This is a genomic window from Streptomyces sp. NPDC005820 (genome assembly GCF_040630255.1).
Lineage (GTDB): Bacteria > Actinomycetota > Actinomycetes > Streptomycetales > Streptomycetaceae > Streptomyces.
In genome coordinates, this window is record NZ_JBEXXE010000033.1 from 47061 (window position 1) to 71655 (window position 24595).

Consider the following 24595-nt stretch of genomic DNA (forward strand, 5'->3'; position numbering starts at 1 on the left):
CTGCCGCGCCGCCACCGACTGCCGCGCCGCCACCGCCCGCCGAGCCTTCTCCGAACGCCGAGCCGCCGCCGACTGCCGCGCCGCCACCGACTGCCGCGCCGCCACCGCCCGCCGAGCCTTCTCCGAACGCCGAGCCGCCGCCGACTGCCGCGCCGCCACCGACTGCCGAGCCGCCACCGCCCGCCGAGCCCCTTCCGCCCGCCGAGCCCCTTCCGCCCGCCGAGCCCCTTCCGCCCGCCGAGCCCCTTCCGCCCGCCGAGCCCCTTCCGCCCGCCGAGCCCCTTCCGCCCGCCGAGCCCCTTCCGGCCGCCGCGCCCCCTCCGAACGCCGAGCCGCCGCCGACCGCCGGACCCCCGCCGACCTCGGCCGACGGACCCCCGCCGACCTCGGCCATCTCGCCGACCTCCGTCGTCCCGCCCGGAGGTGCCGCCACCTGGCCCTTCCTCCGCAGTTTCTGCCAGCGGAGCCGGCCGCCGGTGAGGGCGGTGATCCAGGACTGGAGCAGGACGACGTACATCAGCTGGCGGTAGAGGATCTGCTGGAGCGGCAGGGAGATGAGCGGGGTGAGTTTCTCGCGGTCGAGGACGAAGGCGTACGCCGCGCAGCCCGCCTGCACGGCGAGGACCCCGAACCAGGCGGCGATGGTCTTGGCCGTCGGCCCGAAGAGCAGCCCGTAGACGAGGAACAGGTCGATGAGGGGGGCGAGGAGCGGGGCGAGGACCATGAACAGGGAGACGAGCGGCAGCCCGACGCGCCCGAACCGCCCGGAGGGCCCCCGCTCGACGACGGCCCGGCGGTGTTTCCAGATCGCCTGCATGGTGCCGTAGCACCAGCGGTAGCGCTGGGACCACAGCTGCTGCACGGACTCCGGCGCCTCGGTCCACGCCCGCGCCTTCTCCGCGTAGACGACCTTCCAGCCGTCGCGGTGGAGGGCCATGGTGATGTCGGTGTCCTCGGCGAGCGTGTCGTCGCTCATGCCGCCGACCCGGTTGAGGGCGGAGCGGCGGAAGGCGCCCACCGCGCCCGGGATGGTGGGCATGCAGCGCAGGACGTCGTACATCCGGCGGTCGAGGTTGAAGCCCATCACGTACTCGATGTGCTGCCAGGCGCCGATGAGGGTGTCCTTGTTGCCGACCTTGGCGTTGCCGGCGACGGCGCCGACGGTCGGGTCGGCGAACGGCTGGACGAGTTCACGGACGGTGGCCGGCTCGAACACGGTGTCGCCGTCCATCATCACGATCAGGTCGTGCCGGGCGTTGGCGATACCGCGGTTGAGCGCGGCGGGCTTGCCCGCGTTGTGCTGCCGTACGACGCGTACGCCGGGCAGGGCGAGGTCCTCGACGATACGGGCGGTGCCGTCGGCGGAGCCGTCGTCGATGACGACGACCTCGATCGGGTGCTCGCTCCTCATCAGCGAACGGACCGTGTTCTCGATGCACTTGGCCTCGTTGTAGGCGGGCACGAGCACCGACACGGGTTCGGTGACGGGCGCGTCAGGGCCCCAGCGGAAGCCCCGGCGGCGGGTACGGCGGGTGTGGATCGCGGACAGCAGCAGCATCAGGCCGAAGCGGGCGAGGACGAGGGTGCCGATGGCGGCGAGGCCGACGACGAGGACGCCGGTGAGGTCGTCGGCCGCCGTCACCAGGACCACCCAGGCCTTGCCCTTCCACAGGTCCGGGCCGGTGACGGGGGTGTGCGCGCTGGGCGCCTTCAGGGCCTCGGTGAGGTTCTGGAAGTCGTACCCCTTCCTCTGCAGGTCGGGGAGATAGGTGTCGAGGGCCCGGACGGTCTGGCTGCGGTCGCCGCCGGAGTCGTGCATCAGGACGATCGCGCCCTCGCCGTTCTTCGGGGTGGCGTTGCGGATGATCTGCCGGACGCCCGGCCTGCGCCAGTCCTCGCTGTCGTCCGTGGTGAGGACGGTGAGGTAGCCGCGGCTGCCGACGTACCGGGTGACCGGCCAGGACGCGTTGTCGAGGGCGTCGGCGGAGGAGGAGTACGGCGGCCGGAACAGGGAGGTGCGGATGCCTGCCGCGCCCTCCAGGGCGAGCTGGTTCTGGGTGAGTTCCCAGTCGATGCGTTTCTTCGACTGGTAGGAGAGGTCGGGGTGGTCGAAGGTGTGCAGCCCGATCTCGTGGCCCTCGTCGACCATCCGTTTCACCAGGTCCGGGTAGCGGGAGGCCATGGTGCCGGTGATGAAGAAGACGGCGTGCGCGCGGTGCTTCTTCAGGACGTCCAGGACCTCGGGGGTCCACTTCGGGTCGGGGCCGTCGTCGAAGGTGAGGACGATCCGGTGGTCCGGCACGTCCAGGCTGGTGACGCGGCCGCCCCGGGTGTCCACGACCGGCCCGCCGTCGAGGATCCTCTGCGGCACCCGGTCGGCGGGGGCCTCGGGGCGGATCCGGTGGTCGGCGAGGATCTCGCTGTGCACATAGCCGCGCAGCATCAGCATCGCCATCATCGCCAGCAGGGCGACGAGCGGGAGCAGCCGACGCAGCCGCAGCGGCGGCATCAGCCGTCGGCGCGCGGCGGCGTGGGGCGGTGGTCCGTCGGCCCCGCCGGACGGGACCTGCGCGGACGCCCCGGCGACGGAGCGTCGGGGGGAACGGCGGTTGGTGCGTGAGGCCATGAGAGGTCGTACTCCGGGGACGGGGACGGGGACGGACTACGGGTGACAGGGCAAAGGGAAGGAAGGGAGAAACGGCGCGTCGAACGCGCACTGGACGTCGTACGGCGGCACGGCCAGGGCACGGGAAACCAACGGGTCGGCCTACGGCCGGTCACACCCCGGGTCCTGGGGTCCTGCGGTCCTGGGGTCCTGCGGTCCTCCGGTTCTCCGGTTCTCCGGTTCTCCGGTTCTCCGGTGATGGCGGCAGCCCCTCGTGCTGCCGGTCCGTCACGCCCCCGGGGCCGCCGCCACCGGCGCCGGGTGTGGGGCGCCGTCCGCGACCGTGTTGGCGGCGCCGCCCGCGGGGGACGGGGAGGACTCGGGTGAGGGGCTGGTGTCCGGGGTGGACTCCGAGGGCTGGGGGCCGGAGGAGCCGCCCACGACGGGGCTGCTCGGGCCCGGGTCCGAGGGGGTGGCGCTGGGTGCCGTACTGACGCCGGGGCTGCCGCTCGCCGAGGGACGGGCGGGCGCGGTGCCGGTCGGCGCGGGGGCGCTGCCCGAGGCGCTGGGCGCCGCGCCCTTGCGGGACGGTGCGCCGGCCGAGGCGGAGACGCCGGGGCTGCGGGGCGCCGCGAAGCCGGGGGCGCCGGAGGCCGCGCCGGCGGAGGCGCTCGGCGCCCCGGTGGACTCGACCCGGCCGGCCGGCGGATCGCTGTCCGGGCCCGGCACGGGCAGCCAGGGCGCACCGGCGTTGCCGGACAGCAGGGTGGCGACGATGACGACGGCGTAGGCCGCACAGGCGAGGCCCGCGAGGATGCCGATCCGGCGGAAGGTACGGCTGCGGCGGCCGGACTCGTCGACGAACACGGGGGCGTCGGAGGCGGACGCTCGGGCGCCCTTGGCCGCGTGCGGGGTGTCGAGCTGAACGGTCACCTCGTCGGGGTCGTTGCCCTCACCGGAGTCAACGGGGCCGCCGGAGGGCTCGCTCGACCGTTCATTTTCGGAAAGGGTGTTCGAAGCGGTCGACTGCCCTCTTCGCCCATGAACATCCGCTAATGACCGATACCCGGCGACGGTCGGCACATCCCGAGTCGGAGGGGCTGCTTCCGGCCACTCCGGCGGCTCCGGTTGGGCCTCTTCTCGCCATTTCTTCACGTGCGCACTTCCCCCCAAGGACCGGTTCAGGGTGCGCCTACGACCTCGAGCGCACGTCGACGAGACCGGGCCCCCACCCGGAATCCGCGCCCCATTTACCCCACTGCGCTCAGGCCGACGAATCTAGCGCAGGCGGGGGACCCGTGTTCGCGATGTGTCATTTGTGTGGAGAAGTCATGCTCATGTCCATGGCTGGAATCCATCCATCGGCGGGCCGCTGAAGCCACCCCTCCGCCCCGGCGATCTCGGCCGCGGACCGTCGAAGCGCATCGAGCCCCGGATGGACCAGCCCCTTTCCCCACACCAGTGACACAGGCGACAAAGGGACCGGATCGATCAAGGGCCGCGAGACGGTCCTCGTCATGGCCTGAAAACCCACCACGGCAAGCACTGGATTGCCCACCTTTGTCGTGATTCGCTGGAACTCCTCCTCCCCGACGGCGAGCGGCGCGGGCGGTGCGAGGCGGATCCCGCGCCCCTCGAACAGCCGCTCCGCGAGATCGGTCCACTCGGGCGTCCGGAGATTGCCGGCCCCGGCGTACACCGTCTCCCCGGCGAGCGCGGCCAGCGGCACCTCGGCCAGCCCCGCCAGCCGGTGCCCCTCCGGGAGCACCACCGCCATCGGCTCGTACCGCACGAGCCGGTGCTCCAACTGCCCCCGCAGCACGGGGTCCAGCCCGGCGTACCGCCCGAACGACGCGTCGAGCCGCCCCGCGACGATCTCGGCCGCCGCACCCGTGAGCCCGCTCTCGTACCGGGCCATCAGCTCCAGCTCGGGGGCGAGGTCACGGGCCCGGTGCAGCACACGCCGCCCGGTGGCCAGGTTCGGCGAGTTCAGGTCGACCAGCAGCGGCCGCGCCCGCCCGAACGCGGCGACCAGATCGTCCTGCGCCTGCAACACCCGGCGCGCGAACGGCACCAGCCGCTCCCCGTCCGCCGTCAGCGTCACCTGCCGGGTGGTCCGTACGAACAACTCGGCCCCGAGCTCCCGCTCCAACCGCCGTACGTCCCGGCTGAGCGCCTGCTGGGCGACGTACAGCCGGGCGGCGGCGCGGGTGAAGTGCAGTTCCTCGGCGACGGTGAGGAAGGCGCGCAGCAGCCGGGGGTCGACATGGGTCTGGCCAGGTGCGGACATCCGGCGAACTTACAACGGCGGTGCGTGAATCGGCATCGCAAAGGTGTTGGACCCCCTGCTCACCCCGGGGAGACCGTTTCCCCATGCCGGACAGCCCGCCACCCCGCCTCAGCCCGCCACCGCGCCTCTTCACGGTCACCGCCGACACCTTGGTGATCGTCGACCTCGACCGCCGCAGCCCTGAACCCCCGCCCCACTCCTACCGCCGTCTCCTCTCCCTCCCCGGCGCCCGCGCCTTCACCGCCGGGAACCTCCTCGCCCGGCTGCCCATGGGCATGTTCAGCGTGAGCGCGGTGGTGATGATCGCCGGGGCGCGCGGCTCGTACGCCCTCGCCGGGGCCGTCACCGCCACCGGCCTCGCGGCCACCGCACTCCTCGCACCCTGGATCGCCCGGCTGGTCGACCGGCACGGACAGGCCAGGGTCGCGGTGCCGGCGACCCTGTTCGCCGCGCTCGGCAGCCTCGCCCTGCTGCTCTGCGTCCACCACGACGCCCCGGACTGGACCCTGTTCGCCGCGTACGCCGCCACCGCGACGACCCCCAACACCGGCGGGATGTCCCGCGCCCGCTGGAACCACCTCCTGGGCGGCGACCCGGCCGCCCTGCACACCGCGAACTCCTTCGAACAGGCCGTCGACGAGCTGTGCTTCATGCTGGGGCCGGTGGTCGCGGCGTTCCTCTGCGGCACGTTCTTCCCGGAGGCGGGCACCCTGGCCGGGGTGGTGCTGCTGGTCACGGGCATCCTGACGTTCGCCGCCCAGCGCGCGACGGAACCACCCCCGCACCCCCGTCCGACGGCCGCATCACCCCTGCGCAGCCCCGGCCTGCCACCTCTCCTCGCCGTCTGCCTCGCCCTCGGCGCGGTGTTCGGGGCGACGGAGGTGGTGACGATCGCGTTCGCCGACGAGCACGGCCACCGTACGGCGGCGGGGATCGTCCTCGCCCTCCAGGCAGCCGGCTCCTGCGCGGCCGGTCTCGTCTACGGGGCGATACGGCCGTCCGGTCCCGCCTCCCGACGACACCCCTGGTGCGTGGCCGCGATGGCCGCCCTCCTCACCCTCCCCCTGCTCGCGGCGACCGTGCTCGACTCACTCCCGCTGCTGGCCCCCGCCCTGCTCCTCTCGGGAACGGCGACCGCCCCCACGATGGTCACCACCATGGCCCTGATCCAGGAACGCACCCCGGTGGCCCGCCTCAACGAGGGCATGACCCTCGCGGTGACCGGCCTCCTCGGCGGAATAGCCTGCGGCAGCGCAACCGGCGGCTGGCTCGCCGAACACACCTCCCCCGCAACCGCCTTCACGGTCCCCCTCGCGGCGGCAACGACGGCCCTGCTCATCACCCTCACCGCACACCGGCCCCCTCCGACCTGCGGAACCACGAGTACCCCTCGGACGACTTCCTAGCGGCCAACCCCGAGATCGCCCGTGCGTATCCCTTCCAGGAGGTTCGCCAGGGGGGTGCGGGTGGTGGTGAGAGTGGTGGCGGGGTGGTCGGATTCGCGGAGGTGGAGGGTGGTGGGGGTGGAGGCGAGTTCGAGGCAGTTGTTTCCGTCGGAGCCGCCGGAGTAGGACGACTTCTGCCAGTTGTCGGGGGTGGTCACAGCGCACCTCACAGTTCCTTCGCCAGCCTGCTCATGAAGTCTCGCGACCGTTCGGGATCCAGCGACTCCGCCTCCAGCTTACGGAAGAGCGTTCGAAGGGCGGCGAGCTGAGCTTCGGAGTCGATGAGGGCCGTGCCCTCGGGCCCGTCGCGCTGCGCGGAGTCCAGCTTGGGCACGGCCCCACCCGCCAACATCATGGTGTTCCAGGCCCCTGCGAAGCCGTCCCGGTCGAAGGGAATCACCCGTACCGTGACGTGGTCCGCCTCGGACAGAGCCAGGATGTGGGCGAGTTGGTCCTGGGCAGCGGCCCGGCCGCTGACTCTGATGCGCAACGCCGCTTCGTGGATGACCGCCTCGTACGGCACCGGCTCCGGCCGTTCGAGGACGACTCTGCGCCTCATCCTGTGGTCGACCCGCAACTCCAGATCTTCGATGGGCAGTTCAGGGACTCGATACGAGAACACCGCGCGGGCGTAGTCCTCCGTCTGGAGGAGGCCTGGGACGTGCAGGCACTCCACGTCCGCCCGGTAGGCGGCGTGATGCTCCAGCTCGGCGAGGTCCAGGAACGCCGAGGGCAGTCGGCCTCGGTACTCCTCCCACCAACCGCGTGTCCGATCGGTGGCCATCACCACCAGGGCGTCGACGAACGCCTCGTCCATGCAGGCGTAATGCGCTGCCAGGCTCCGCAACCGCTTCTCACTCACGCCCGACTGGCCGTACTCGATCTGGTTGATCTGGGTGGAGCTCACCCCGAGCAGAGCCGCCGCCTCCCGCGCCTTGAGGCCGGCCGCTTCGCGGAGCCTGCGCAGTTCCACGGCCAGCCGCACCTGACGCGCCGTCGGTTCGCGCCTCAAGCCCATCGGCCACTCCTCCCAACGCGCCCATGAGCGCCACTCGTTCGGGGCCAGATTACGGGATCGGCTTGCTTGACCTGGAATTCCAGGTCTACCGTCAGTGACGCGAACATCACGCAACGGAAGCGCACCGCTCCGTCCTGTCATGACGGCTGCGGCGATGCCACCGGCCTTTCAACCCTTCACCCGATTGGAGCTGCCCCATGCCCGACTCCTGGGAGTACTCCCTGTACATCCCCACCGATCCCAGATCGGTTACGGTCTCCCGTCGCACTCTCCGTCTGATCCTCACCCTCCACGGCCTCACCCACCTCACCGAGACCGCCGAACTCCTGACCTCCGAGCTGATCTCCAACGCCGTACTGCACACCAAGGGCCCCGCCTGCCTGCGCATCCGCCACCGTGCCGGCGTGCTGCAGATCGGTGCCTGGGACGCCGACCCCGCACCTCCCGAGCCGCCCGGCGACTTCACCGAGCTCGCCGACGCCGAGAGCGGGCGCGGTTTCGCCCTCGTACGGGCCTGTTCCGATCTGTGGGGATGGCAGCCGCTCTCCCGGCTCGGGCTGCGCGGCAAGCTGGTGTGGTGCGAGCTGGGAGCGGCCGCGTAAATGGTCAGCTCATCGCACGAGGCGCTGCACCGCATCTTCCAGAAGGACCCCGCACTCCTCACCCGCGCCCTCCAACAGGTGCTGCACATCCCCTTCCCCGAGCCCCGTGACTTCGCGGCCATAAACGTCGACCTCACCGAGATCGAGCCCGTCGAACGCCGCGTCGACACCCTGCTGCGGGCCGAGACCGACGACGGCACCTACCTCCTGGTCGTGGAATCACAGGGAAAACCGGACGAGCGCAAACGCAGCAGCTGGCCCTACTACCTCAGCTACCTCCACGAGAAGTACCGCAGCGAACCCGTCCTCATCGTCGTCACCCAGAGCAGGGCCACCGCCCGCTGGGCGGCCGAGCCCATCCACCTCGGCGTGCACGGTATGCCCTCGCTGACGGTCCGGCCGTTCGTGCTGGGCCCGGAGAACGTGCCTCTGATCGCCACCGAGCGGGAGGCCAAACAGGATCCACCCCTCGCGGTGCTCTCGGCCATGACACACGGCCGTGGACGGCAGGCCCCGGTGATACTGGAATCGCTGGAAGCCGCCCTGCGGACCCTGGACCGCGACACCGCCGCGGCCCTCGCTCAATTCGTCGACTCATGCCTGGCAGACCCCCAGGCCCGGCAGATGTGGAGAGAACTGATGACGGCGATGCAGTACTTCTGGCGCCACCCGTGGGCCGAGGAAGGTCGGGAAGAGGGACGGGAAGAAGGGCGGGAGGAAGGCCGGATCCAGGATCGGGCCGAGATGACCCTGAACATCCTGCGCTGGCGCGGCATCGACATCCCGGACGAGATCCGCGACCGCGTCGAAGCCTGCACCGACCTGGACCAGCTCACCACCTGGTCCCAGCGCGCCGTCCACGCCACCAGCGCCGAGCACCTCTTCACCCCCGCCGACTGACTAGCCCCGCAGGGCCCCCAACCGTCGGTCGAATCCCGCACGCCCCATTGACGCGCCTCACAGCCGCCGCCTACCTTCCCCCGTCGAAGCGCTTCGACGTCACGCGTCGAAACGGCTCGACGACCTCGTCGAACGTCGCGTGACGGCTGTTCCTGCCCGCAGAACCATCCCGAACTCCCCCGGAGGCACAGGATGTTGACGGCAAGAAGGCGTGTGGTGGCGAGTGTGGGGGCGGCCCTGGCGGGCGCCCTGCTGCTGGCCTCCTGCGGCGGTACGGAAAACGGCGGCTCCTCCGATCCCAAGACCCTGCGGTTGTGGCACTACGAGGGCCCGACCAGTGCGATGGGCGTCGCCTGGGCGGAGGCGATCAAGGAGTTCGAGGCCCAGCACCCGGGCGTGAAGGTGAAGTTCGAGGAGAAGAGCTTCGAGCAGATCCAGAAGACCGCCCCGATGGTCCTCAACTCCTCCGACGCGCCCGACCTCATGGAGTACAATAAGGGCAACGCGACGGCCGGTCTGCTGTCGAAGCAGGGGCTGCTCACCGACCTCTCCGCCGAGGCGGCGAAGCGCGGCTGGGACAAGCTGCTGAGCCCGGGCGTGCGTACCACCAGCCAGTACGACGACAACGGTGTCATGGGCTCCGGAAAGTGGTACGGCGTGCCGGACTACGCCGAGTACACGATGGTCTACTTCAACAAGGACCTGTTCGCGAAGTACGACATACCCGAGCCCAAGACGTTCGACGACCTGGTCACGGCGATGGACACCTTCGCCGAGCACGACATCACCCCGCTCGCCAACTCCGGCGCCGAGTACCTCGCCCAGCAGTACCTCTACCAGCTCGCCCTGTCCAAGGCCGACCGCTCCTGGGTCGACTCCTACGAGCTGTACCGAGGGAAGACCGACTTCAACGATGCCGCCTGGACGTACGCGGCCGAGACGTTCGCCGACTGGGTGAAGAAGGGGTACCTCAGCGAGAAGTCCAGCGGCACCAAGGCCGAGGAGGCCGGGGTCTCGTTCATCCAGGGCAAGGCGCCGATCCTGTTCTCCGGCAGCTGGTGGTACGGCCGTTTCCAGGCGGAGGCGACGACGTTCGACTGGGGCACCACCCTGTGGCCGGGCTCGGACCTCACCCTCGGCTCCGGCGGCAACCTCTGGGTCGTCCCCAAGAGCGCCGGCAACAAGCAACTCGCCTACGACTTCATCGACATCACCCTGTCGAAGAAGATCCAGAACCTGCTCGGCAACAAGGGCGGCGTCCCGGTCGCGGCCGACCCCGCCGCGATCACCGACCCCAAGGCCAAGGAACTCATCGCGAACTTCAACACCCTCTCCGCCCGCGACGGCCTCGCCTTCTACCCCGACTGGCCGGTCCCCGGCTTCTACGACGTCCTCGTCTCCGAGACCCAGAAGCTGATCACCGGCAGCGAGAAACCGGACGCCTACCTGGACGCGTTGCAGAAGGCGTACGACAAGGGCGTGCCCCAGCGATGAGGGTGCGCGGCCCCCGCGACTCCTACGCCCCGTACCTGCTCCCCGGTGTCCTCGCCTTCCTCGCCGTGATCGTCGTGCCGTTCCTGATGAACACCGGCGTGAGCTTCACCGACTGGCAGGGCGTGGGCAGCCCGTCCTGGGCCGGGCTCGGCAACTACCGGGAGCTGCTCGGCGACACGGACTTCTGGGCGTCGTTCCGGCACAGCCTGTTCATGGTCGTCGCCATGGCCGCCGTACCGACAGCGCTCGGACTGGTGCTGGCGGCGGCCCTGTTCGACCATGTCGCCCGGCACTTCGGCACCCGGATCAGCGCCGTGCTGCGCGCCTGCTTCTACCTCCCCCAGGTGCTGCCGATCGCGGTCGCGGGGATCGTGTGGAGCTGGATCCTCGCCCCCGAGGACGGCTCCCTCAACGCGTTCCTGAGGGCCATCGGCCTCGGCGGTTGGCAGCGGGACTGGCTCGGCGACCCCGACTTCGCGCTGTACAGCGTGATGGGCGTACTGGTGTGGGTGCAGATCGGCTTCCCGCTGGTGGTGTTCATGGCGGGGCTGCAGCGCGTCGACCCCGAGCTGCACGAGGCGGCCGAGCTGGACGGCGCCGGCTGGTGGCGCCGCTTCCGGCACATCACTCTGCCGCAGCTGCGCCCGGAGATCCATGTCGTGCTGACCTGGTGCACGATCGCCGCGCTGAAGGTGTTCGGCGCGGTGTACGTCCTGACCAAGGGCGGCCCGGGCGGCGCGACGGACGTGCCCTCCTACTTCTCCTTCACCACCTTCTTCGAGAAGACCCAGGTCGGCTACGGCGCCGCGATCTCCACCGTGCTGACCGTGATCATCCTCGCCCTCTCCCTGGTCGGCCTGCGGCTGCAGGCCCGGGCGCAGGACGCGGAGGACACCACAACAGCGGAGGACACGACAACAGGGGGGCGCGCATGACCAACGCCCTGCGCCGCTGTCCGGTCCTGGTCGCCCTCTGCCTCGCCGCACTGTTCATGGTCGTACCGTTCCTGATCGTCGCCGTGAACGCGGTGAAGTCCCCGGCGGAGTACTCGGCGAACGGCCCGCTGAGCCTGCCCGACGGGCTCTACCTGGACGGCCTGAAGGACTTCTGGGAGCGGGTCGACTACAGCCGGAAGCTCATCAACTCGGTCCTGATCAGCAGCTCGGTGGCGGTCCTCGCGGTCGTCCTGTCGGTCCTCACCGCGTACGCCATCGGCATCGGCCGGGTCCGGGGCCGCACCTGGCTGCTCGCCTTCTTCGTCCTCGCCAACATGCTGCCGCAGGAGGCGCTCGTCTACCCGCTCTACTACCTCAGCAAGGAGGCCGGTCTCTACGACACCCGGCTCAGCGTGATCATCGTCTTCACCGTCGTCCAGTCGGCCTTCGGCACGTTCCTGCTCTCCTCGGTCCTCGCCCGGTTCCCCCGGGAGATCATCGAAGCGGCCCGGATCGACGGCGCGAACACGTGGCAGGTGCTGTGGCGGATCGTCGTCCCCGTCAGCCGCCCCACCCTGGGTGTGCTGCTGGTCCTCTTCTTCATCTGGACCTGGAACGAGTTCCTGCTCCCGCTGGTCATGCTGATCTCCAACGACAACCAGACCGTGTCGGTGGCCCTCGGCGTCCTCCAGGGCCAGCGGCTGATGGACGCCACCATGACCAACGCGGCCGCGCTGCTCGGTGTCCTGCCCGCGCTCGTCTTCTTCCTCGTCTTCCAGCGCACGCTCACCCGCGGCATCGCGGTGGGCGCCGTGAAGTAAGGAGACCCCCCACCCATGAAGTTCTCCGACGGTTACTGGCTGCTGCGCGAGGGCGTCACCGCCGCGTACCCGGCCGAGGTCCTCGACGTCACCGAGTCCGACGACGGCGGCCCCGGCGGCGGCGCCCTGGAGATCCACGCCCCGACCCGGCCCATCCGCAGCCGCGGCGACCTGATGACGGGACCGGTCCTGACGCTCACCGTCCACAGCCCGATGCCGGACGTCATCGGCCTGACCCTGCGCCACTTCACGGGCGAGCGCCCGCGCGAGCCGGTCTTCGACCTCACCGGGACCGAGGCCTCCCCCCTCCTCTCCCACGACGACGACCACGCGACCCTCACCTCCGGCGCGCTGTCGGTCCGGGTGGCCCGCTCGGGCCCCTGGCGGGTGGAGTTCCTCGCCCACGGCCGCACCCTCACCACCAGCGGCCCCAAGGGCATGGCCATCCTGCGGGACGCGGCCACCGGCGGCCACTACCTGCGCGAACAGCTCGACCTCGGGGTGGGCGCCGCCGTCTACGGCCTCGGCGAGCGCTTCGGCCCGCTGGTCCGGAACGGCCAGGTCGTGGACATCTGGAACGCCGACGGCGGCACGGCCACCGAACAGGCGTACAAGAACGTGCCGTTCTACCTCACCGACGCCGGCTACGGCGTCTTCGTCGACCACCCGGGCAAGGTGGGCTTCGAGGTCGGCTCGGAGACCGTCTCCCGGGTGCAGTTCAGCGCGGAGACGCAGGAGCTGACGTACTACGTCATCCACGGCCCGACCCCGAAGGACATCCTGCGCCGGTACACCGCGCTCACCGGCCGCCCGGCGCTCCCGCCCGCCTGGTCCTTCGGGCTGTGGCTGTCGACCTCCTTCACCACCTCCTACGACGAGGAGACGGTGACCTCCTTCATCGAGGGCATGCGGGAGCGCGAACTGCCGCTGTCCGTCTTCCACTTCGACTGCTTCTGGATGCGGGAGTTCCACTGGTGCGACTTCCGCTGGGACCCCCGGGTCTTCCCCGACCCGGAGGGCATGCTGGCCCGGCTGAAGGCCAAGGGCCTGCACGTCAGCGTGTGGATCAACCCGTACATCGCCCAGCGCTCCCCGCTGTTCGAGGAGGGCAGGGCGCTCGGGCACCTCCTGCGCCGCCCCGACGGCGGCGTCTGGCAGTGGGACATGTGGCAGCCCGGCATGGCGCTGGTCGACTTCACCAGCCCGGCCGCCCGCGAGTGGTACGCCTCGAAGCTGGAGGCGCTGCTCGCGCAGGGCGTCGACTGCTTCAAGACCGACTTCGGCGAGCGGGTGCCGCTGGACGTGGAGTGGTCCGACGGCTCCGACCCGGAGCGGATGCACAACTACTACACGTACCTCTACAACCGCACGGTCTTCGACGTGCTGCGCAAGCACCGGGGCGAGGGCGAGGCGGTCGTCTTCGCCCGCTCGGCGACGGCCGGCAGCCAGAAGTTCCCCGTCCACTGGGGCGGCGACTGCGAGGCGACGTACGCGTCGATGGCGGAGTCGCTGCGCGGCGGACTCTCGCTCGGCCTGTCGGGCTTCGGCTTCTGGAGCCACGACATCGGCGGCTTCGAGGGCACCCCGACAGCCGCCCTGTTCAAGCGCTGGCTGGCCTTCGGGCTGCTGTCCTCGCACAGCCGGCTGCACGGCAGCTCCTCGTACCGCGTCCCCTGGCTCTTCGACGAGGAAGCGGTGGACGTGCTACGGCACTTCACCCGGCTGAAGCTGCGGCTCATGCCGTACCTGTACGACGTGGCGCGCGTCGCCCACGAGGAGGGGCTGCCGGTGATGCGGGCGATGGTGCTGGAGTTCCCCGAGGACCCCGGGTGCGCGCATCTGGAACGGCAGTACATGCTCGGCCCGGATCTGCTGGTCGCCCCCGTCTTCAGCGACGAGGGGGACGTCACCTACTACGTCCCCGAAGGCACCTGGACCCACTTCCTCACCGGGCGCACGGTGACCGGTCCGCGCTGGGTGCGCGAACGGCACGGGTTCCGCGGTCTGCCGCTGCTGGTGCGGCCGGGCGCGGTGCTCCCGGTGGGCGCGCACGCCGACCGGCCCGACTATCCGTACGCCGACGGGGTGACCCTGCGGACGTACGGACTGGAGCGGGGGACGGAGGTGACGGTGCGGGTCGGGGAGACGGTCTTCACCGTCGTACGGGAAGGGGACACCCTGCGGGCGTCGGCCGGCGACTCCTCGGCACCCTGGGCGCTCGCGGCCGGGGACCGGGTGACCCGGGCCGAGGCGGGCACCGGCTTCCTGACACTGGAGCTCCGCTGATGGCGAAGATCACGGATGTGGCGCGGCGGGCCGGGGTCTCCCCCAGCACGGTGTCGTACGCGCTCAGCGGCAAACGCCCGATCTCGACGGCGACCCGGCAGCGCGTCGAGGCGGCCGCCCGCGAGCTGGGCTACCGGCCGCACGCGGGCGCCCGGGCCCTGGCCAGCAGCCGCTCCAACGTGCTGGCGCTGGTCGCCCCGCTGCGCGTCGGCATCCATGTCCCGGTGGTGATGCAGTTCGTGGCGTCGGTGGTGACGGCGGCCCGACGCCACGACCACGACGTCCTTCTGCTCACCCAGGAGGAGGGCGAGGACGGGCTGCGCCGGGTCGCGGACACCGCCCTGGTCGACGCGCTGATCCTGATGGACGTCCAGCTGCACGACCCCCGGCTGCCACTGCTGCGGAGCCTGGACCGGCCGTCCGTGATGATCGGCTTCCCGCGCGACTCCGCCGGGCTGACCTGCATCGACCTCGACTTCCGGAGTGCGGGCGAGCGGTGCGTGGAGCATCTGGCCCAGCTGGGGCACCGGGTGGTGGCGCTGGTCGGCTCTCCCCCGGAGGTCTACGTCCGGGGCACGGCCTTCGCCCAGCGTGTGGTCCAGGGTTTCACCGCCGCCGCCGACCGCGGCGGGCTCGCCTCGGCCGTCCACCCCTGCGAGGCGAACCCGGCGGCGGCCCGGCAGGTGGCCGAGCGGCTGCTCCGGGAGCAGCCCGCCCTCACCGGCGTGGTCGTCCACAACGAGGCGGTCCTCGAACCCCTGGTCACCGCCTTCGAACAGCTGGGACTGCGGGTGCCCGGCGATCTGTCGGTGACGGCGATCTGCCCGGACGAGCTGGCCGAGTCCCTGGGGATCACCTCGGTCGCCCTGCCGTCCACCGAGGTGGGCGACCGCGCGGTGGACCTGCTGATGGAGAAACTCGCGGGCGGCCTGGTCCCGGAGGCGACGCTCCTCCAGCCGACGCTGACACGGCGGGCGAGCACGGCGGCGCGCATGACCGCATGACCGCATGAGAAGGAGCCCGCACTCGGGTGAGTGCGGGCCCCGGTTCTCCGGTCAGTTCCCGGTCAGGGCGTCTCCACCAGGAAGCGGACGCGGTCCACGACGAACTCGCCGTAGTGGAGGGCCGTCCCGATGGTCTCCATCCCCTGGTACTGCTCCGGGGACAGGGTCGCGCCGGGAGCGTGCTCCACCGCATTGAGCAGGACGCGGAAGGCCAGGTCCGGGGTGCAGTGGCGAGCGCAGTCGACGAGCGCCACACGCACCTCGGCGGCCAGGAACCCCGCCCGCTCGATCTCGGCGACGACCGCGTCCCGCTGGGACCAGCCGTCCTCCGTGTCGGCGCCCGTGAGAGGACGGACGTCCGGCCGCTCGGACAGCCGGGCGTCGCACAGGCCGACGACCGTCTCGGTCCACTCGGCTCCCGTGATCCCCACGAAACCCGGCATGTACTGGGCTCCGGCGGTCCACAGGACCTCGAGCGTCTCCGCGGGCAGGTGGCCGGCGAGCGTGCGGGCGTCCCGGCGTACCGCCAGTACCTCCTCGTCGCTCTCCTCCGCCAGGTGTTTCGCCACGACGTCGACGGCCGTGGGCCCGTCGTGGATCCAGTCCTGGTGGAAGAAGCCCATCACCCACGGCACGCCGAAACCGAACGCGGTGAAGCGCTGCACCGTGTGTCTCCTCCTTGCTCGGGACCTTACTTCGGGTAGCAGGTCTGCACGTAGTAGCCGCGGGGGTGCTTCGGAATCCCCGGGCCCTTCGGCGCCCTCACCAGCTTGATGTAGTAGCCGTTGCCTGCTGCCGTGGGGGCTCGGCCCAGCCTGGTCCCGTCGGCGTAGTACACCGTGCCGAGGGAATCGCTCTTCGGTCCGAAGAACCCCGACCAGTCCAGCTCGGTCTTGTTGCCCCGCAGCCAGTTGCTGATCATGCTCGCCTTGTCGGCCAGGGCGGCGTCGACGACCTTCTGGGCCGTGTCCTGGTCGACCCACACGCTGTTCGGCGTGTCCCGGCCGTACTTGGTCGTCTTCTGCGCGGCCAGGGCCTCGGCCGCCGCCCTGTTGGGCGTCACGTGCTCCGTGATCGTGTGCGCCAGGCCGGGGAACTTGGCGCCGTCGAACACGATGTCGTTGCAGTTGTGGACCAGCACCGGAGTGCTGCCCGCCACCGCGTAGAACGTGTGCAGGCCGGACACCGTCAGGTCGTAGACCGTCCGGGGCGCCCGGTCGTCCCGGTCCCGCACGTCGGCCACGGTACGGAGGGTTCCGTCGGAGGCGCGCAGGCTGTCACCGGCGCGCAGGTCGGACGCGAGGGTCCAGTCCCGGCTGGTGACGTAGAAGCGGTGGCCCGGCGTGCTCGTCAGACGCCCGCCGTCCGCCAGGGTGATGTCCAGCAGGTCCTCGGTCGGGTGCGAGAACGTGCGGGTGACCGGCTCGGCCTGGGTACGGCCGGTGAGCGGGTCGGTGGCCAGGAGAAGGTCGCCGAACCGCACGTCGCGGATCGCCTTGCGGCTGCCGTCGGCCAAAACCACCTCGGTGGCGCCGGGGAAGCTGTTGATCTTGCACGCCGTGCGCGCGTCCTCGTACGCCTTCACACTGCGCTCGATCTGGGCCAGCGTCTCCGGATCCACGTTGTCCAGCGCCTTCAGCGCCTTGAACGCGTCAGTGACCCCGATCCCGGTCTTCATGGCGGCGTCCAGGGCGCGGAGCCCCTCCGCGACCTTCGTGAAGGCCTTGCCCGGGATGAAGTTGGACGCGAACCAGGCGCAGCCCGCGGCGTCGCCGTGGTAGCAGCGGACGGCGTCGCCCAGCACGACCTCGTAGAGGACCGCGCCGAGGGTGTCCCCGAAGAGGGCCTGCCAGCCGAGGCGGGTGATGTCACCGGCGGTGAAGTGGTGCGTCCACTCCTGCTTCTGGTTCTTCAGGACCACCGTCTTGAGGAAGAGCGTGTCCTCCGCCGGGCAGCCCGACTCGGTGGCGGGCACGTCGGGGTTGGTGCAGAGGTAGTAGCTGACCGTGAGGTCGAGGTGCAGTTCGTACGTCACCGTGCAGCCCTGGAGCGTGTACTCGCACTTGTTGAGCTGCTTGGCCGGGGCCGCGTCGGTCATCTTCTCGATGACGTAGAAGACCCCGTCGGCACCGGTACCGGCGCCCGCCTGCACCTGGCCGTTGGCCTCCTTGCGTTCGGCCGAGTCCGCCGCCTGCTGGGCCGACTCCGCGTACTTCTGGGCGTCCTTGGCTGCCTGTTCGGCGAGGGTGGCCTCGGCGTCGGCGCGGTCGGCCGCCGCGCGGGCGTCCTTGGCGGCCTGCTCGGCCTGGGAGGCGGCCGTGCGGGCGGCCTCCGCGTCCAGGGCGGCCTGGTCGGCCGAGGCGCGGGCGTCGGTCGCGTAGCCCTCGGCGCGTCCGGCGGCCTTGTCGGCCGCCGCCGCGTCGGCGCCGGCCTGCTGGTCGTACTCGATGGTGCGGGCCAGCGAGGCCTGCGCGTCCGCCGCGTACTGCGCGGCCTCGGACGCGTAACCCAGCGCCTCCTTGGCCGACTTGCGGGCGGCCGCCGCGAAACCGGCGGCCTCGGCGGCCAGCGTGTACGCCGCCTTCGCGTCGCCCGTCGCCGCCGCGGCGAGGCTCGCCGCCTGGTCGGCGTTCTTCTGCGCGTTGGCGGCGTGCGCCTCCGCGACGGCCTTCTGCTGCTCGGCGATCGTCTTCGACGACTGGCCCGTCAGGACCACCAGCCCCGCGGTGGCGTCGGTGTCGACGTACGGCGAACCGAGCTGGACGGCGTCATTGGCCGGCGCGGCGACCTGCTGCGCCGAGGCGCCGGCGTCCGCGGCGGCCTGTGCGGTGGTGTACGCGTGACCGGCCGCGTCGGCCGCCGAGGCGACCGCCTTGACGGACTCGGCCTTCGCCGCGTCGGCCTGGGCCTTCGCGTCGGCCGCGTGCTTGTCCGCCTCGTCGGCCAGCTTCACCGCGGTGGCTGCGGCGGAGGCGGCGGTCTCGGAGGCCTTGATGGCGTCGGCGGCGGCGCTGGTCGCGGTACGGACGGCGGCGTCCGCCTTCAGCTTGGCGGCCTGGGCCGCGTCCGCGTCGGAGCGGGCCCGCTTGGCGGCGGACTCCGCGCGGGTGGCGGCGGCGTCCGCGTCGGCGGCCGCCTGGGTCGCGGCGTTCGCCTCGGCGCGGGCCGAGGTCGCCGCGGACTGCGCGTCGTCGGCAGCCGAGTCGGCGGCGTCGGCCGCGGCCCGGGAGTCCTTGGCGTCCGCGTCGGAGTCGTGGGCTTCGGCGTAGGCGTCCTTGGCGTCGGCCTTGGCACGCGCCGCATTGGCCTGGCTCTCCGCGTCCCAGGCGTCGTCGCGCTTGCCCTTGGCCCGGTCGCGGGCGGCCTCGGCGTCCTGGCGCTTGGTCCGCGCGGTGGACTCGGCGGTCTCCGCGCGGCCCTTGGCCTCGTTCGCGGTCGTCGCGTAGCCCTCGGCGTTCCTCTTGTGCTGGGCGGCCTCGGCCTGCTTGGCGGCGGCGGTCTCCTTCTCCGCCTTCGCCGTGGCCTCCTCGGCCTCCGCCGCGAGCCGCTTGGCGTGCGCGTCGGCCGCCGCGGCCTTGGCGTCGGCCTCTGCCTTCTGCGTCTCGGCGAGCTTCGTCTTCGCCAGGTCCCGGGCGGCCTTGGCGGTCTGCGCCTGGACGGCGGCCGCGTCGGCGGCGGCCTTCGCCTGGGCCCGGGCCTCGTTCGCCGCGGCCGTACGGAACGCCGCCTTCGACTGCGCGGCCTGCGTCAGGGCGCGGGCGGCGATGGTCTCGCTGTCGCCGACGGCGGCCTTGGTCGCGGAGTACGCCGTGTCACCGGCCTTGGCCAGGGCCTCCAGGGCGGCGGCCGAGGCCTTGGTGACCTGGGCCTTCTGCTGGGCGACGAGCAGACCTCGGCCGCGCGGGGCGCCCGCCTTGTCGGCGATCGCGTAGGCGGCCTGGGTCGCGGTGTCCGTGTCGGTGGCGGCCTTCTTCGCGGCGGCGGCCTGCGCCTTCAGCAGGTCGAGCTGCTTCTTCGACGCGGCCTGGGCGTCCGTGACGCCCTTCTTCGCCTTGTCGAACTGCGCCTTGGCCGGGTAGTCGAGGTCGTCGGTGCCGGCGTGCCCGGACGGGACGACGTCGAACTGCTGCGGGGCCTTGCCCGTGCAGTCCCACATCCGGCCGTCGCGGCTGTTGGTGTAGTCGGCGAGGTCGAGGCAGTTGCCGGTCGCCGGGTTGTACAGGCGCGTCGTGCCGTGGGTGCCGTACTCCCAGTTCTGGGAGGTGCTGTTGGAGCAGGTGGAGATCTGCACGGCGGTGCCGTTGGCGCTCGCGCCGCCCTTGACGGTCAGGCACTTGCCCGAGTTGGGGTTGACCAGGTGGTCGCCGGAGATCTGCCACTTCTGCCCGGCGCCGCCGTTGCAGGTGTAGAGCTGCACGACCGTGCCGTTGTCCTTCTTGGCGCCCGCCACCTCCAGGCACTTGTCGGTGGCGCCGTGGGCGTGGACGACGAACGGGCTGTCGCCGATCCAGCCGGGGCCGCCCGCCGACCAGTAGTCCTGCCAGCGGGCGAGGTGGTCGGCGATCCAGGACTGGCCGAGCATCTCGCCCAGCGCGGAGGCGCCGTCGGCGAGGGACTTGGTGGCGTCACGGCTCGCGTTCAGGATCTGGTTGCGCTGGGTCGCCTGGGCGGCGATCTCCTGCTGCCACTCGGCGGAGGCGTCCGCGACCTCCTTGCCGAGGACCTTGCTCGGGTCCGCCGGGCTGTGCCAGTCGCAGGTTGCGAACCGGGCCTTCAGGTCCTCGACGGCGATGCGGTACTCGACGCTGCCCGGCTCGGGCGCGGTGCGCGGGAAGCCGCCGGAGGAGAGGAAGATGCGGGCGTCGTCGGCCCACTGCTTGTGCATGAAGACGCGGTCTTCCCAGGCCCGCTGCTCGGCCAGCGCCCGGTTCCACTCGGCGCCCGGAAGGCTCGGGTCCGGGTCCTTGCCGTAGAGCGGGGTGCCGAGGTCGGTGACCGCCTTCGCCGTCGCGTCGTCGGCCTTCGGGGTCGGGTCCTCGTAGTAGTCGCCCTCGCTCTTCCACCACTGGGCTCCGAGCCAGGGGGTGATGCCGACCTGCTCGAAGTAGTCCTTTCCGCGCCCGGCGAGGCCCGGCGGGTCGGTGAAGTCGGCGACGCTCGTGAAGCCGCCCGGGTAGGAGAGCCCGGACAGGGGCTTCTTCCACTCGCCGAGCCGCCCGTAGAGGTCGATCTTGTCGATGTCGTCGCGGTCCTTCTGGAACGCGGTGCTCAGGGCAGTGGTGTTCCAGTACTCCCGGTTCGCCGCCGTGTGCAGCTTGTCCGATGGCTGGTTCAGTCCGTTCTGGGCGACGCCGTACATCGCCGGGCCGCCCATCCGCAGGACCTCGGTCATGAGGCACTGGTCCTGGCGGAGCTGTTCGGCCGCCTTCGCGTCGAACCCGTCGTAGCTGTCGGCCACGGTGGCCATGTCGTCGGCGGCGTACCGGCCGAGCAGCGACGGCTGTACGGCGAGGCCGCCCAGGACGGCGGCCGCGACGGTGGCCGTCAGCAGTGTGGTGAGTGGCCCGGACCGTGGTGATCCGGGCCTGATGAACCCTCGTACGGGGCGCAAGAGGCATCCCTTCATCGCATGGCGGCGGACCGGGGTGGCCCGTGCGGCAGGGCATGCGTGAAGAGCCGGCTCGCGGCATGACGAACGGTCTGTCTCTCCCCGTGGCGACGGACAATCCCCCCGGTCGCCTTGTGTCGCGCACGATGACGGAGTGGTCGGCTCCGTCGGGCGCGGCGAACACCATAGGCAGAAGTGACGGGTTCAGGACAAGTGTTCCTGAGAGAATTGTGAGAAACGTGATGACTATGGGGCGTCGGCCCAGGTGCGCGAGCAGCACGAAGGCCCTGCCGCGCTGCGACAGGGCCTTCGTCCACATGGGATGAGTGGAGATGGCGGGAATCGAACCCGCGTCCAACGGTGCGGAACCAGGGCTTCTCCGTGTGCAGTTCGCTGCGATTTTCTCGGCCCCGGCGATCACGCGAACAAGTCGCCGACGGGCCCAGTCACTGTTTGATTTCCCTCTTCACCCCGTGACCGGGATCAAGGTTTAGTCCCCTAGCTGATGCCAGGAACCGGGTCGGGAACGAGCCCGGGCTGACACTCCCATGAAGGAGCTAAACGATCACTACCTGATCAGGCAGCGAGAGCGTAGAGCTCGGGAGAATCGCTCTTGGAATTGGCGATTATTTTTTTCGGCCTGTGGTTTACGAGATCATGGCCGCTTTCTCGACACGCTTCCCCTGCTTCGACAGCCGCTGTCGAAACCGATCATCCCCATGTTGTGTTTTCAACGCGTGCACCCTCTGTTGGGGTGCGATGCCATCGTACGTGACCAACGCGGCCCGATGCCACCGTATTCCGCGCGGGTCAGTCGCCCCGCTGCCGCCGCTTCGCCGCCGCGATCGCCCGGTCCGACTCCCGGCGGTCCTGCTGCTCGCGCAGGGTCTGCCGCTTGTCGTACTCCTTCTTGCCGCGCGCCAGCGCGATCTCGGCCTTCGCCCGGCCGTCCTTGAAGTACAGGGCGAGCGGCACGATCGTGTGCCCCGTCTCCTGCGACGTGACCGCCAGCTTGTCGATCTCCTCGCGGTGCAGCAGCAGCTTGCGCTTGCGGCGCGCGGAGTGGTTGGTCCAGCTGCCCTGGCTGTACTCGGGGATGTGGGCGTTGTGCAGCCACGCCTCGCCGTCGTCGATCTGGACGAAGCCGTCGGTCAGCGAGGTCCGCCCCTGGCGCAGCGACTTCACCTCGGTGCCGGTGAGGACGATCCCGGCCTCGTAGGTGTCGATGATCGCGTAGTCGTGGCGGGCCTTCTTGTTCTGGGCGACGATCTTGCGCTTGCCGCCCTTCTCGCCGTCCCTGGCCTTGGCGGCCGCCCCGCCCTGCTTGGGCTGGGACTCCTTAGGTACGTACATTCCCTTGCTCATAGTCCCGCCATTTTCGCATCTGGAGGGGGTCGGAGGGAAAGCCGATTACGCGTGGTCCCGGAAGTCCCTCATGACGGGTCCCCGAGGCCGCCGAGCACCGCCTCGGCCCGCTCCAGGGCCCCGTCGGTGACCTCCAGGTCGGGGGTGATGCCCTTGCCGTCGACCGCGCGGCCGGAGGGGGTGCGGTAGTGGCCGACGGTGAGCTCGGCGACCGAGCCGTCGGGCAGCTCGCTCGGCATCTGCACCGAGCCCTTGCCGAAGGTGCGCGAGCCCACGACGACCGCGCGGCCCCGGTCCTGCAGGGCGCCGGTGAGCAGTTCGGCCGCGCTCATGGTGCCGCCGTCGACGAGGGCGACGAGGGGGCGGTCGGTGTCGCCGCCGGGGTCGGCGTGCAGGGCGCGCTGGTCGCCGTCCACGTCGTAGGTGGCGACGAGGCCGCCGTCGAGGAAGACGGAGGCGGTGGCGGTGGCCTCGGCGACCAGGCCGCCGGAGTTGCCGCGCAGGTCCAGGACGATCCCGCCGCCGGCCGGGGCCGCCCGGACGGCGGAGCGGACGGCGTCGCCGACGCCCTTGGTGAACGCGGAGATCCTGATGACGGTGGCGTCGTCGGAGGCGTGGCGGACGGTGACGGAGTCCGTGGACAGCAGGGCCCGGCGCAGGGTCTCGCTCCACGCGCGCGTACCGCGCTGCAGGCCCAGGGTGACGGCCGTACCGGCGGCCGCGTCCGTGGCGTCACCGCGCAGTAAGGAGACGACCTCGGTGACCGGGCGGCCGTCGACGCCGTGTCCGTCGACGCTGCGCAGCCGGTCGCCGGCGCGGATCCCGGCGCCGGCCGCGGGCGATCCGGGCCGTACCCCGGTGACCTCGATCCGTCCGTCCGTGTCGCGCCGCGCCCACAGGCCGACGCCCGTGTAGCGGCCGTCGAGGGACTCCTCGAACTCCTCGTACTCGCCCTCGGAGTAGACGGCTGCCCAGCGGTCCCCGCTGCGGCTGACCGCGCGCTCCGCCGCCTCCATGGGGGACTTGCCGACCGCGGCGGCCTCCTCGGCCGCGCGGGTCACGTCCTGCGCATGCCCGGCGGTCGCCTCACGCGTCTCGCCCGACGCGGTCCGCCGGCCGTCGCCCGGCAGCGCCCCGGTCGCGGCACCGGCGACGAGCACGCTCGCGAACACCAATGTCAGGGCGGCCCCGCGGCCGAAACGGCGGGGCTGGCAGAACAGGTCGCGGCCTGACATGGCGGTGAGTCTAGGGGAACGCGAAGAGCCGTACGGTCGCTTGACCGTACGGCTCGCGGGGCGTGCGTCACACCTTCAGGTACTTGCGCAACGCGAAGAACGCCGCCAACGCCGGCATCAGCAGGCTCGTGGCGAGGATCAGCGGAAGCTTCGTCAGGACGGCGTCCCAGCCGATGAAGTTGATCAGGTTCAGCTTCTCGGACAGGGCGAGACCGTGGTCGATGATGAAGTACCGGGCGATCACCAGGAAGCCGCAGGCGACCGTGCCGCCGATCAGTCCGGCGACCGCGGCCTCGGCGATGAACGGGGCCTGGATGTAGAAGCCGGAGGCGCCGACCAGGCGCATGATCCCGGTCTCCCGCCGGCGGCTGAACGCCGAGACCCGCACGGTGTTGACGATCAGCATCAGCGCGACCACCAGCATCAGCGCCATCACCGCGCGCGCGGCCCAGTTCATGCCGTTGAGGAGCCCGAAGAGGTTGTCCAGGATGCCCTTCTGGTCCTGCACCGACTGCACGCCGTCCCGGCCGTCGAAGGCGGTCGCGATGACCTGGTACTTCTCCGGGTCCTTCAGCTTGATCCGGTACGACTCCTGCATCTGGTCCGGGGTGAGGGAGGCGGCCAGCGGCGAGTCGCCGAACTGCTCCTTGTAGTGCTTGTACGCGTCGTCCTGCGACTCGTACGTCACCTTCTCCACCACCGACATCTTGCCGAGGTCGGTCTTGATCTGCTTCTTCTGGTCGTCGGTCACCGCGCCCTTGGCGCAGTTGGGGTCGGACTCGGCGTCGCTCTTGTTGCAGAGGAAGATCGAGACGTTGACCTTGTCGTACCAGTAGCCCTTCATGGTGCTGACCTGGTCGCTCATGAGCAGCGACCCGCCGAACAGGGCGAGCGACAGGGCCACGGAGACGATGACGGCGAAGGTCATCGTCAGATTGCGACGGAGACCGACACCGATCTCGGAGAGTACGAACTGGGCACGCATGG

General features: G+C 71.1%; 18 protein-coding genes and 1 other RNA gene. 8 read left to right on the top strand and 11 right to left on the bottom strand.

Features of this window, described 5'->3' with window-relative positions:
- The 3 genes from ABZ464_RS34220 to ABZ464_RS34230 form a co-directional block, all read right to left on the bottom strand.
- Nucleotides 1-2509: bifunctional polysaccharide deacetylase/glycosyltransferase family 2 protein (locus ABZ464_RS34220; RefSeq protein WP_359283717.1), on the bottom strand; the 2509-nt coding region annotated here is incomplete at its 3' end.
- Nucleotides 2510-2893: 384 nt separating this feature from the next.
- Nucleotides 2894-3538, bottom strand: a complete 645-nt coding sequence (locus tag ABZ464_RS34225) for a hypothetical protein (RefSeq protein ID WP_359283582.1) — start codon at nt 3536-3538, stop codon at nt 2894-2896.
- A 379-nt stretch (nt 3539-3917) separates the two neighbouring features.
- Nucleotides 3918-4895, bottom strand: coding sequence for a LysR family transcriptional regulator (locus ABZ464_RS34230; protein WP_359283584.1), 978 nt, complete (start codon nt 4893-4895; stop codon nt 3918-3920).
- 83 nt (nt 4896-4978) lie between these two features.
- On the opposite strand from ABZ464_RS34230, the gene ABZ464_RS34235 reads away from it, so the two are divergent.
- Nucleotides 4979-6301, top strand: coding sequence for an MFS transporter (locus ABZ464_RS34235; RefSeq protein WP_359283587.1), 1323 nt, complete (start codon nt 4979-4981; stop codon nt 6299-6301).
- On the opposite strand, the gene ABZ464_RS34240 is transcribed toward ABZ464_RS34235, so the two are convergent.
- Both ABZ464_RS34240 and ABZ464_RS34245 read right to left on the bottom strand, forming a co-directional pair.
- On the bottom strand, nt 6298-6498 hold the full coding sequence (locus ABZ464_RS34240) for a DUF397 domain-containing protein (protein WP_359283590.1): 201 nt from the start codon (nt 6496-6498) through the stop codon (nt 6298-6300). The two genes, ABZ464_RS34235 and ABZ464_RS34240, sit on opposite strands and share 4 nt — an antisense overlap.
- An 8-nt stretch (nt 6499-6506) precedes the next feature.
- Nucleotides 6507-7358: a helix-turn-helix transcriptional regulator gene (locus ABZ464_RS34245; protein WP_359283591.1), complete on the bottom strand. Its 852-nt coding sequence runs from the start codon at nt 7356-7358 to the stop codon at nt 6507-6509.
- Between the two features lie 197 nt (nt 7359-7555).
- Between ABZ464_RS34245 and ABZ464_RS34250 the strand changes: the two genes are divergently transcribed.
- The 7 genes from ABZ464_RS34250 to ABZ464_RS34280 all read left to right on the top strand — a co-directional run bounded on the left by ABZ464_RS34250 (nt 7556) and on the right by ABZ464_RS34280 (nt 15400).
- Nucleotides 7556-7960, top strand: coding sequence for an ATP-binding protein (locus tag ABZ464_RS34250; RefSeq protein WP_359283593.1), 405 nt, complete (start codon nt 7556-7558; stop codon nt 7958-7960).
- The gene (locus tag ABZ464_RS34255; RefSeq protein ID WP_359283595.1) at nt 7961-8860 is read left to right on the top strand and encodes a hypothetical protein; all 900 of its coding nucleotides are present in this window, start codon (nt 7961-7963) and stop codon (nt 8858-8860) included.
- Between the two features lie 192 nt (nt 8861-9052).
- On the top strand, nt 9053-10354 hold the full coding sequence (locus ABZ464_RS34260) for an extracellular solute-binding protein (RefSeq protein ID WP_359283597.1): 1302 nt from the start codon (nt 9053-9055) through the stop codon (nt 10352-10354).
- On the top strand, nt 10351-11289 hold the full coding sequence (locus ABZ464_RS34265) for a sugar ABC transporter permease (protein WP_359283599.1): 939 nt from the start codon (nt 10351-10353) through the stop codon (nt 11287-11289). The genes ABZ464_RS34260 and ABZ464_RS34265 overlap by 4 nt, the downstream gene beginning before the upstream one ends.
- A complete protein-coding gene (locus ABZ464_RS34270) occupies nt 11286-12110 on the top strand; it encodes a carbohydrate ABC transporter permease (protein ID WP_359283601.1) in 825 nt (274 codons plus the stop codon). Before ABZ464_RS34265 ends, ABZ464_RS34270 begins: the two co-directional genes overlap by 4 nt.
- Nucleotides 12111-12125: 15 nt before the next feature.
- Nucleotides 12126-14396 (top strand): alpha-xylosidase, encoded by a 2271-nt coding sequence (gene yicI / locus ABZ464_RS34275; protein WP_359283604.1) that lies wholly within the window; start codon nt 12126-12128, stop codon nt 14394-14396.
- Complete coding sequence (locus ABZ464_RS34280) at nt 14396-15400, top strand: LacI family DNA-binding transcriptional regulator (RefSeq protein ID WP_359283607.1); 1005 nt, start codon at nt 14396-14398, stop codon at nt 15398-15400. Before yicI ends, ABZ464_RS34280 begins: the two co-directional genes overlap by 1 nt.
- A gap of 62 nt (nt 15401-15462) precedes the next feature.
- Here the strand turns inward: ABZ464_RS34280 and ABZ464_RS34285 are convergent, their stop codons facing one another.
- The 6 genes from ABZ464_RS34285 to ftsX form a co-directional block, all read right to left on the bottom strand.
- Complete coding sequence (locus ABZ464_RS34285; protein ID WP_359283610.1) at nt 15463-16065, bottom strand: contact-dependent growth inhibition system immunity protein; 603 nt, start codon at nt 16063-16065, stop codon at nt 15463-15465.
- A 26-nt stretch (nt 16066-16091) separates the two neighbouring features.
- The gene (locus tag ABZ464_RS34290; RefSeq protein ID WP_359283612.1) at nt 16092-21011 is read right to left on the bottom strand and encodes a ricin-type beta-trefoil lectin domain protein; all 4920 of its coding nucleotides are present in this window, start codon (nt 21009-21011) and stop codon (nt 16092-16094) included.
- A 321-nt stretch (nt 21012-21332) separates the two neighbouring features.
- Nucleotides 21333-21727: a transfer-messenger RNA gene (gene ssrA / locus ABZ464_RS34295) on the bottom strand.
- A gap of 91 nt (nt 21728-21818) precedes the next feature.
- The gene (smpB, locus tag ABZ464_RS34300) at nt 21819-22361 is read right to left on the bottom strand and encodes an SsrA-binding protein SmpB (protein WP_359283719.1); all 543 of its coding nucleotides are present in this window, start codon (nt 22359-22361) and stop codon (nt 21819-21821) included.
- An 80-nt stretch (nt 22362-22441) separates the two neighbouring features.
- On the bottom strand, nt 22442-23608 hold the full coding sequence (locus ABZ464_RS34305) for a S41 family peptidase (protein WP_359283615.1): 1167 nt from the start codon (nt 23606-23608) through the stop codon (nt 22442-22444).
- A gap of 67 nt (nt 23609-23675) precedes the next feature.
- Nucleotides 23676-24593: a permease-like cell division protein FtsX gene (gene ftsX, locus ABZ464_RS34310; protein ID WP_059203504.1), complete on the bottom strand. Its 918-nt coding sequence runs from the start codon at nt 24591-24593 to the stop codon at nt 23676-23678.
- Nucleotides 24594-24595 lie beyond the last annotated feature (2 nt).

Coding starts and splice junctions, on each gene's coding strand:
- ABZ464_RS34230 (WP_359283584.1), bottom strand. CDS start 4,895: ATGTCCGCACCTGGCCAGACCCATGTCGACCCCCGGCTGCTGCGCGCC.
- ABZ464_RS34235 (WP_359283587.1), top strand. CDS start 4,979: ATGCCGGACAGCCCGCCACCCCGCCTCAGCCCGCCACCGCGCCTCTTC.
- ABZ464_RS34245 (WP_359283591.1), bottom strand. CDS start 7,358: ATGGGCTTGAGGCGCGAACCGACGGCGCGTCAGGTGCGGCTGGCCGTG.
- ABZ464_RS34250 (WP_359283593.1), top strand. CDS start 7,556: ATGCCCGACTCCTGGGAGTACTCCCTGTACATCCCCACCGATCCCAGA.
- ABZ464_RS34255 (WP_359283595.1), top strand. CDS start 7,961: ATGGTCAGCTCATCGCACGAGGCGCTGCACCGCATCTTCCAGAAGGAC.
- ABZ464_RS34260 (WP_359283597.1), top strand. CDS start 9,053: ATGTTGACGGCAAGAAGGCGTGTGGTGGCGAGTGTGGGGGCGGCCCTG.
- ABZ464_RS34265 (WP_359283599.1), top strand. CDS start 10,351: ATGAGGGTGCGCGGCCCCCGCGACTCCTACGCCCCGTACCTGCTCCCC.
- ABZ464_RS34270 (WP_359283601.1), top strand. CDS start 11,286: ATGACCAACGCCCTGCGCCGCTGTCCGGTCCTGGTCGCCCTCTGCCTC.
- yicI (WP_359283604.1), top strand. CDS start 12,126: ATGAAGTTCTCCGACGGTTACTGGCTGCTGCGCGAGGGCGTCACCGCC.
- ABZ464_RS34280 (WP_359283607.1), top strand. CDS start 14,396: ATGGCGAAGATCACGGATGTGGCGCGGCGGGCCGGGGTCTCCCCCAGC.
- smpB (WP_359283719.1), bottom strand. CDS start 22,361: ATGTACGTACCTAAGGAGTCCCAGCCCAAGCAGGGCGGGGCGGCCGCC.
- ABZ464_RS34305 (WP_359283615.1), bottom strand. CDS start 23,608: ATGTCAGGCCGCGACCTGTTCTGCCAGCCCCGCCGTTTCGGCCGCGGG.
- ftsX (WP_059203504.1), bottom strand. CDS start 24,593: ATGCGTGCCCAGTTCGTACTCTCCGAGATCGGTGTCGGTCTCCGTCGC.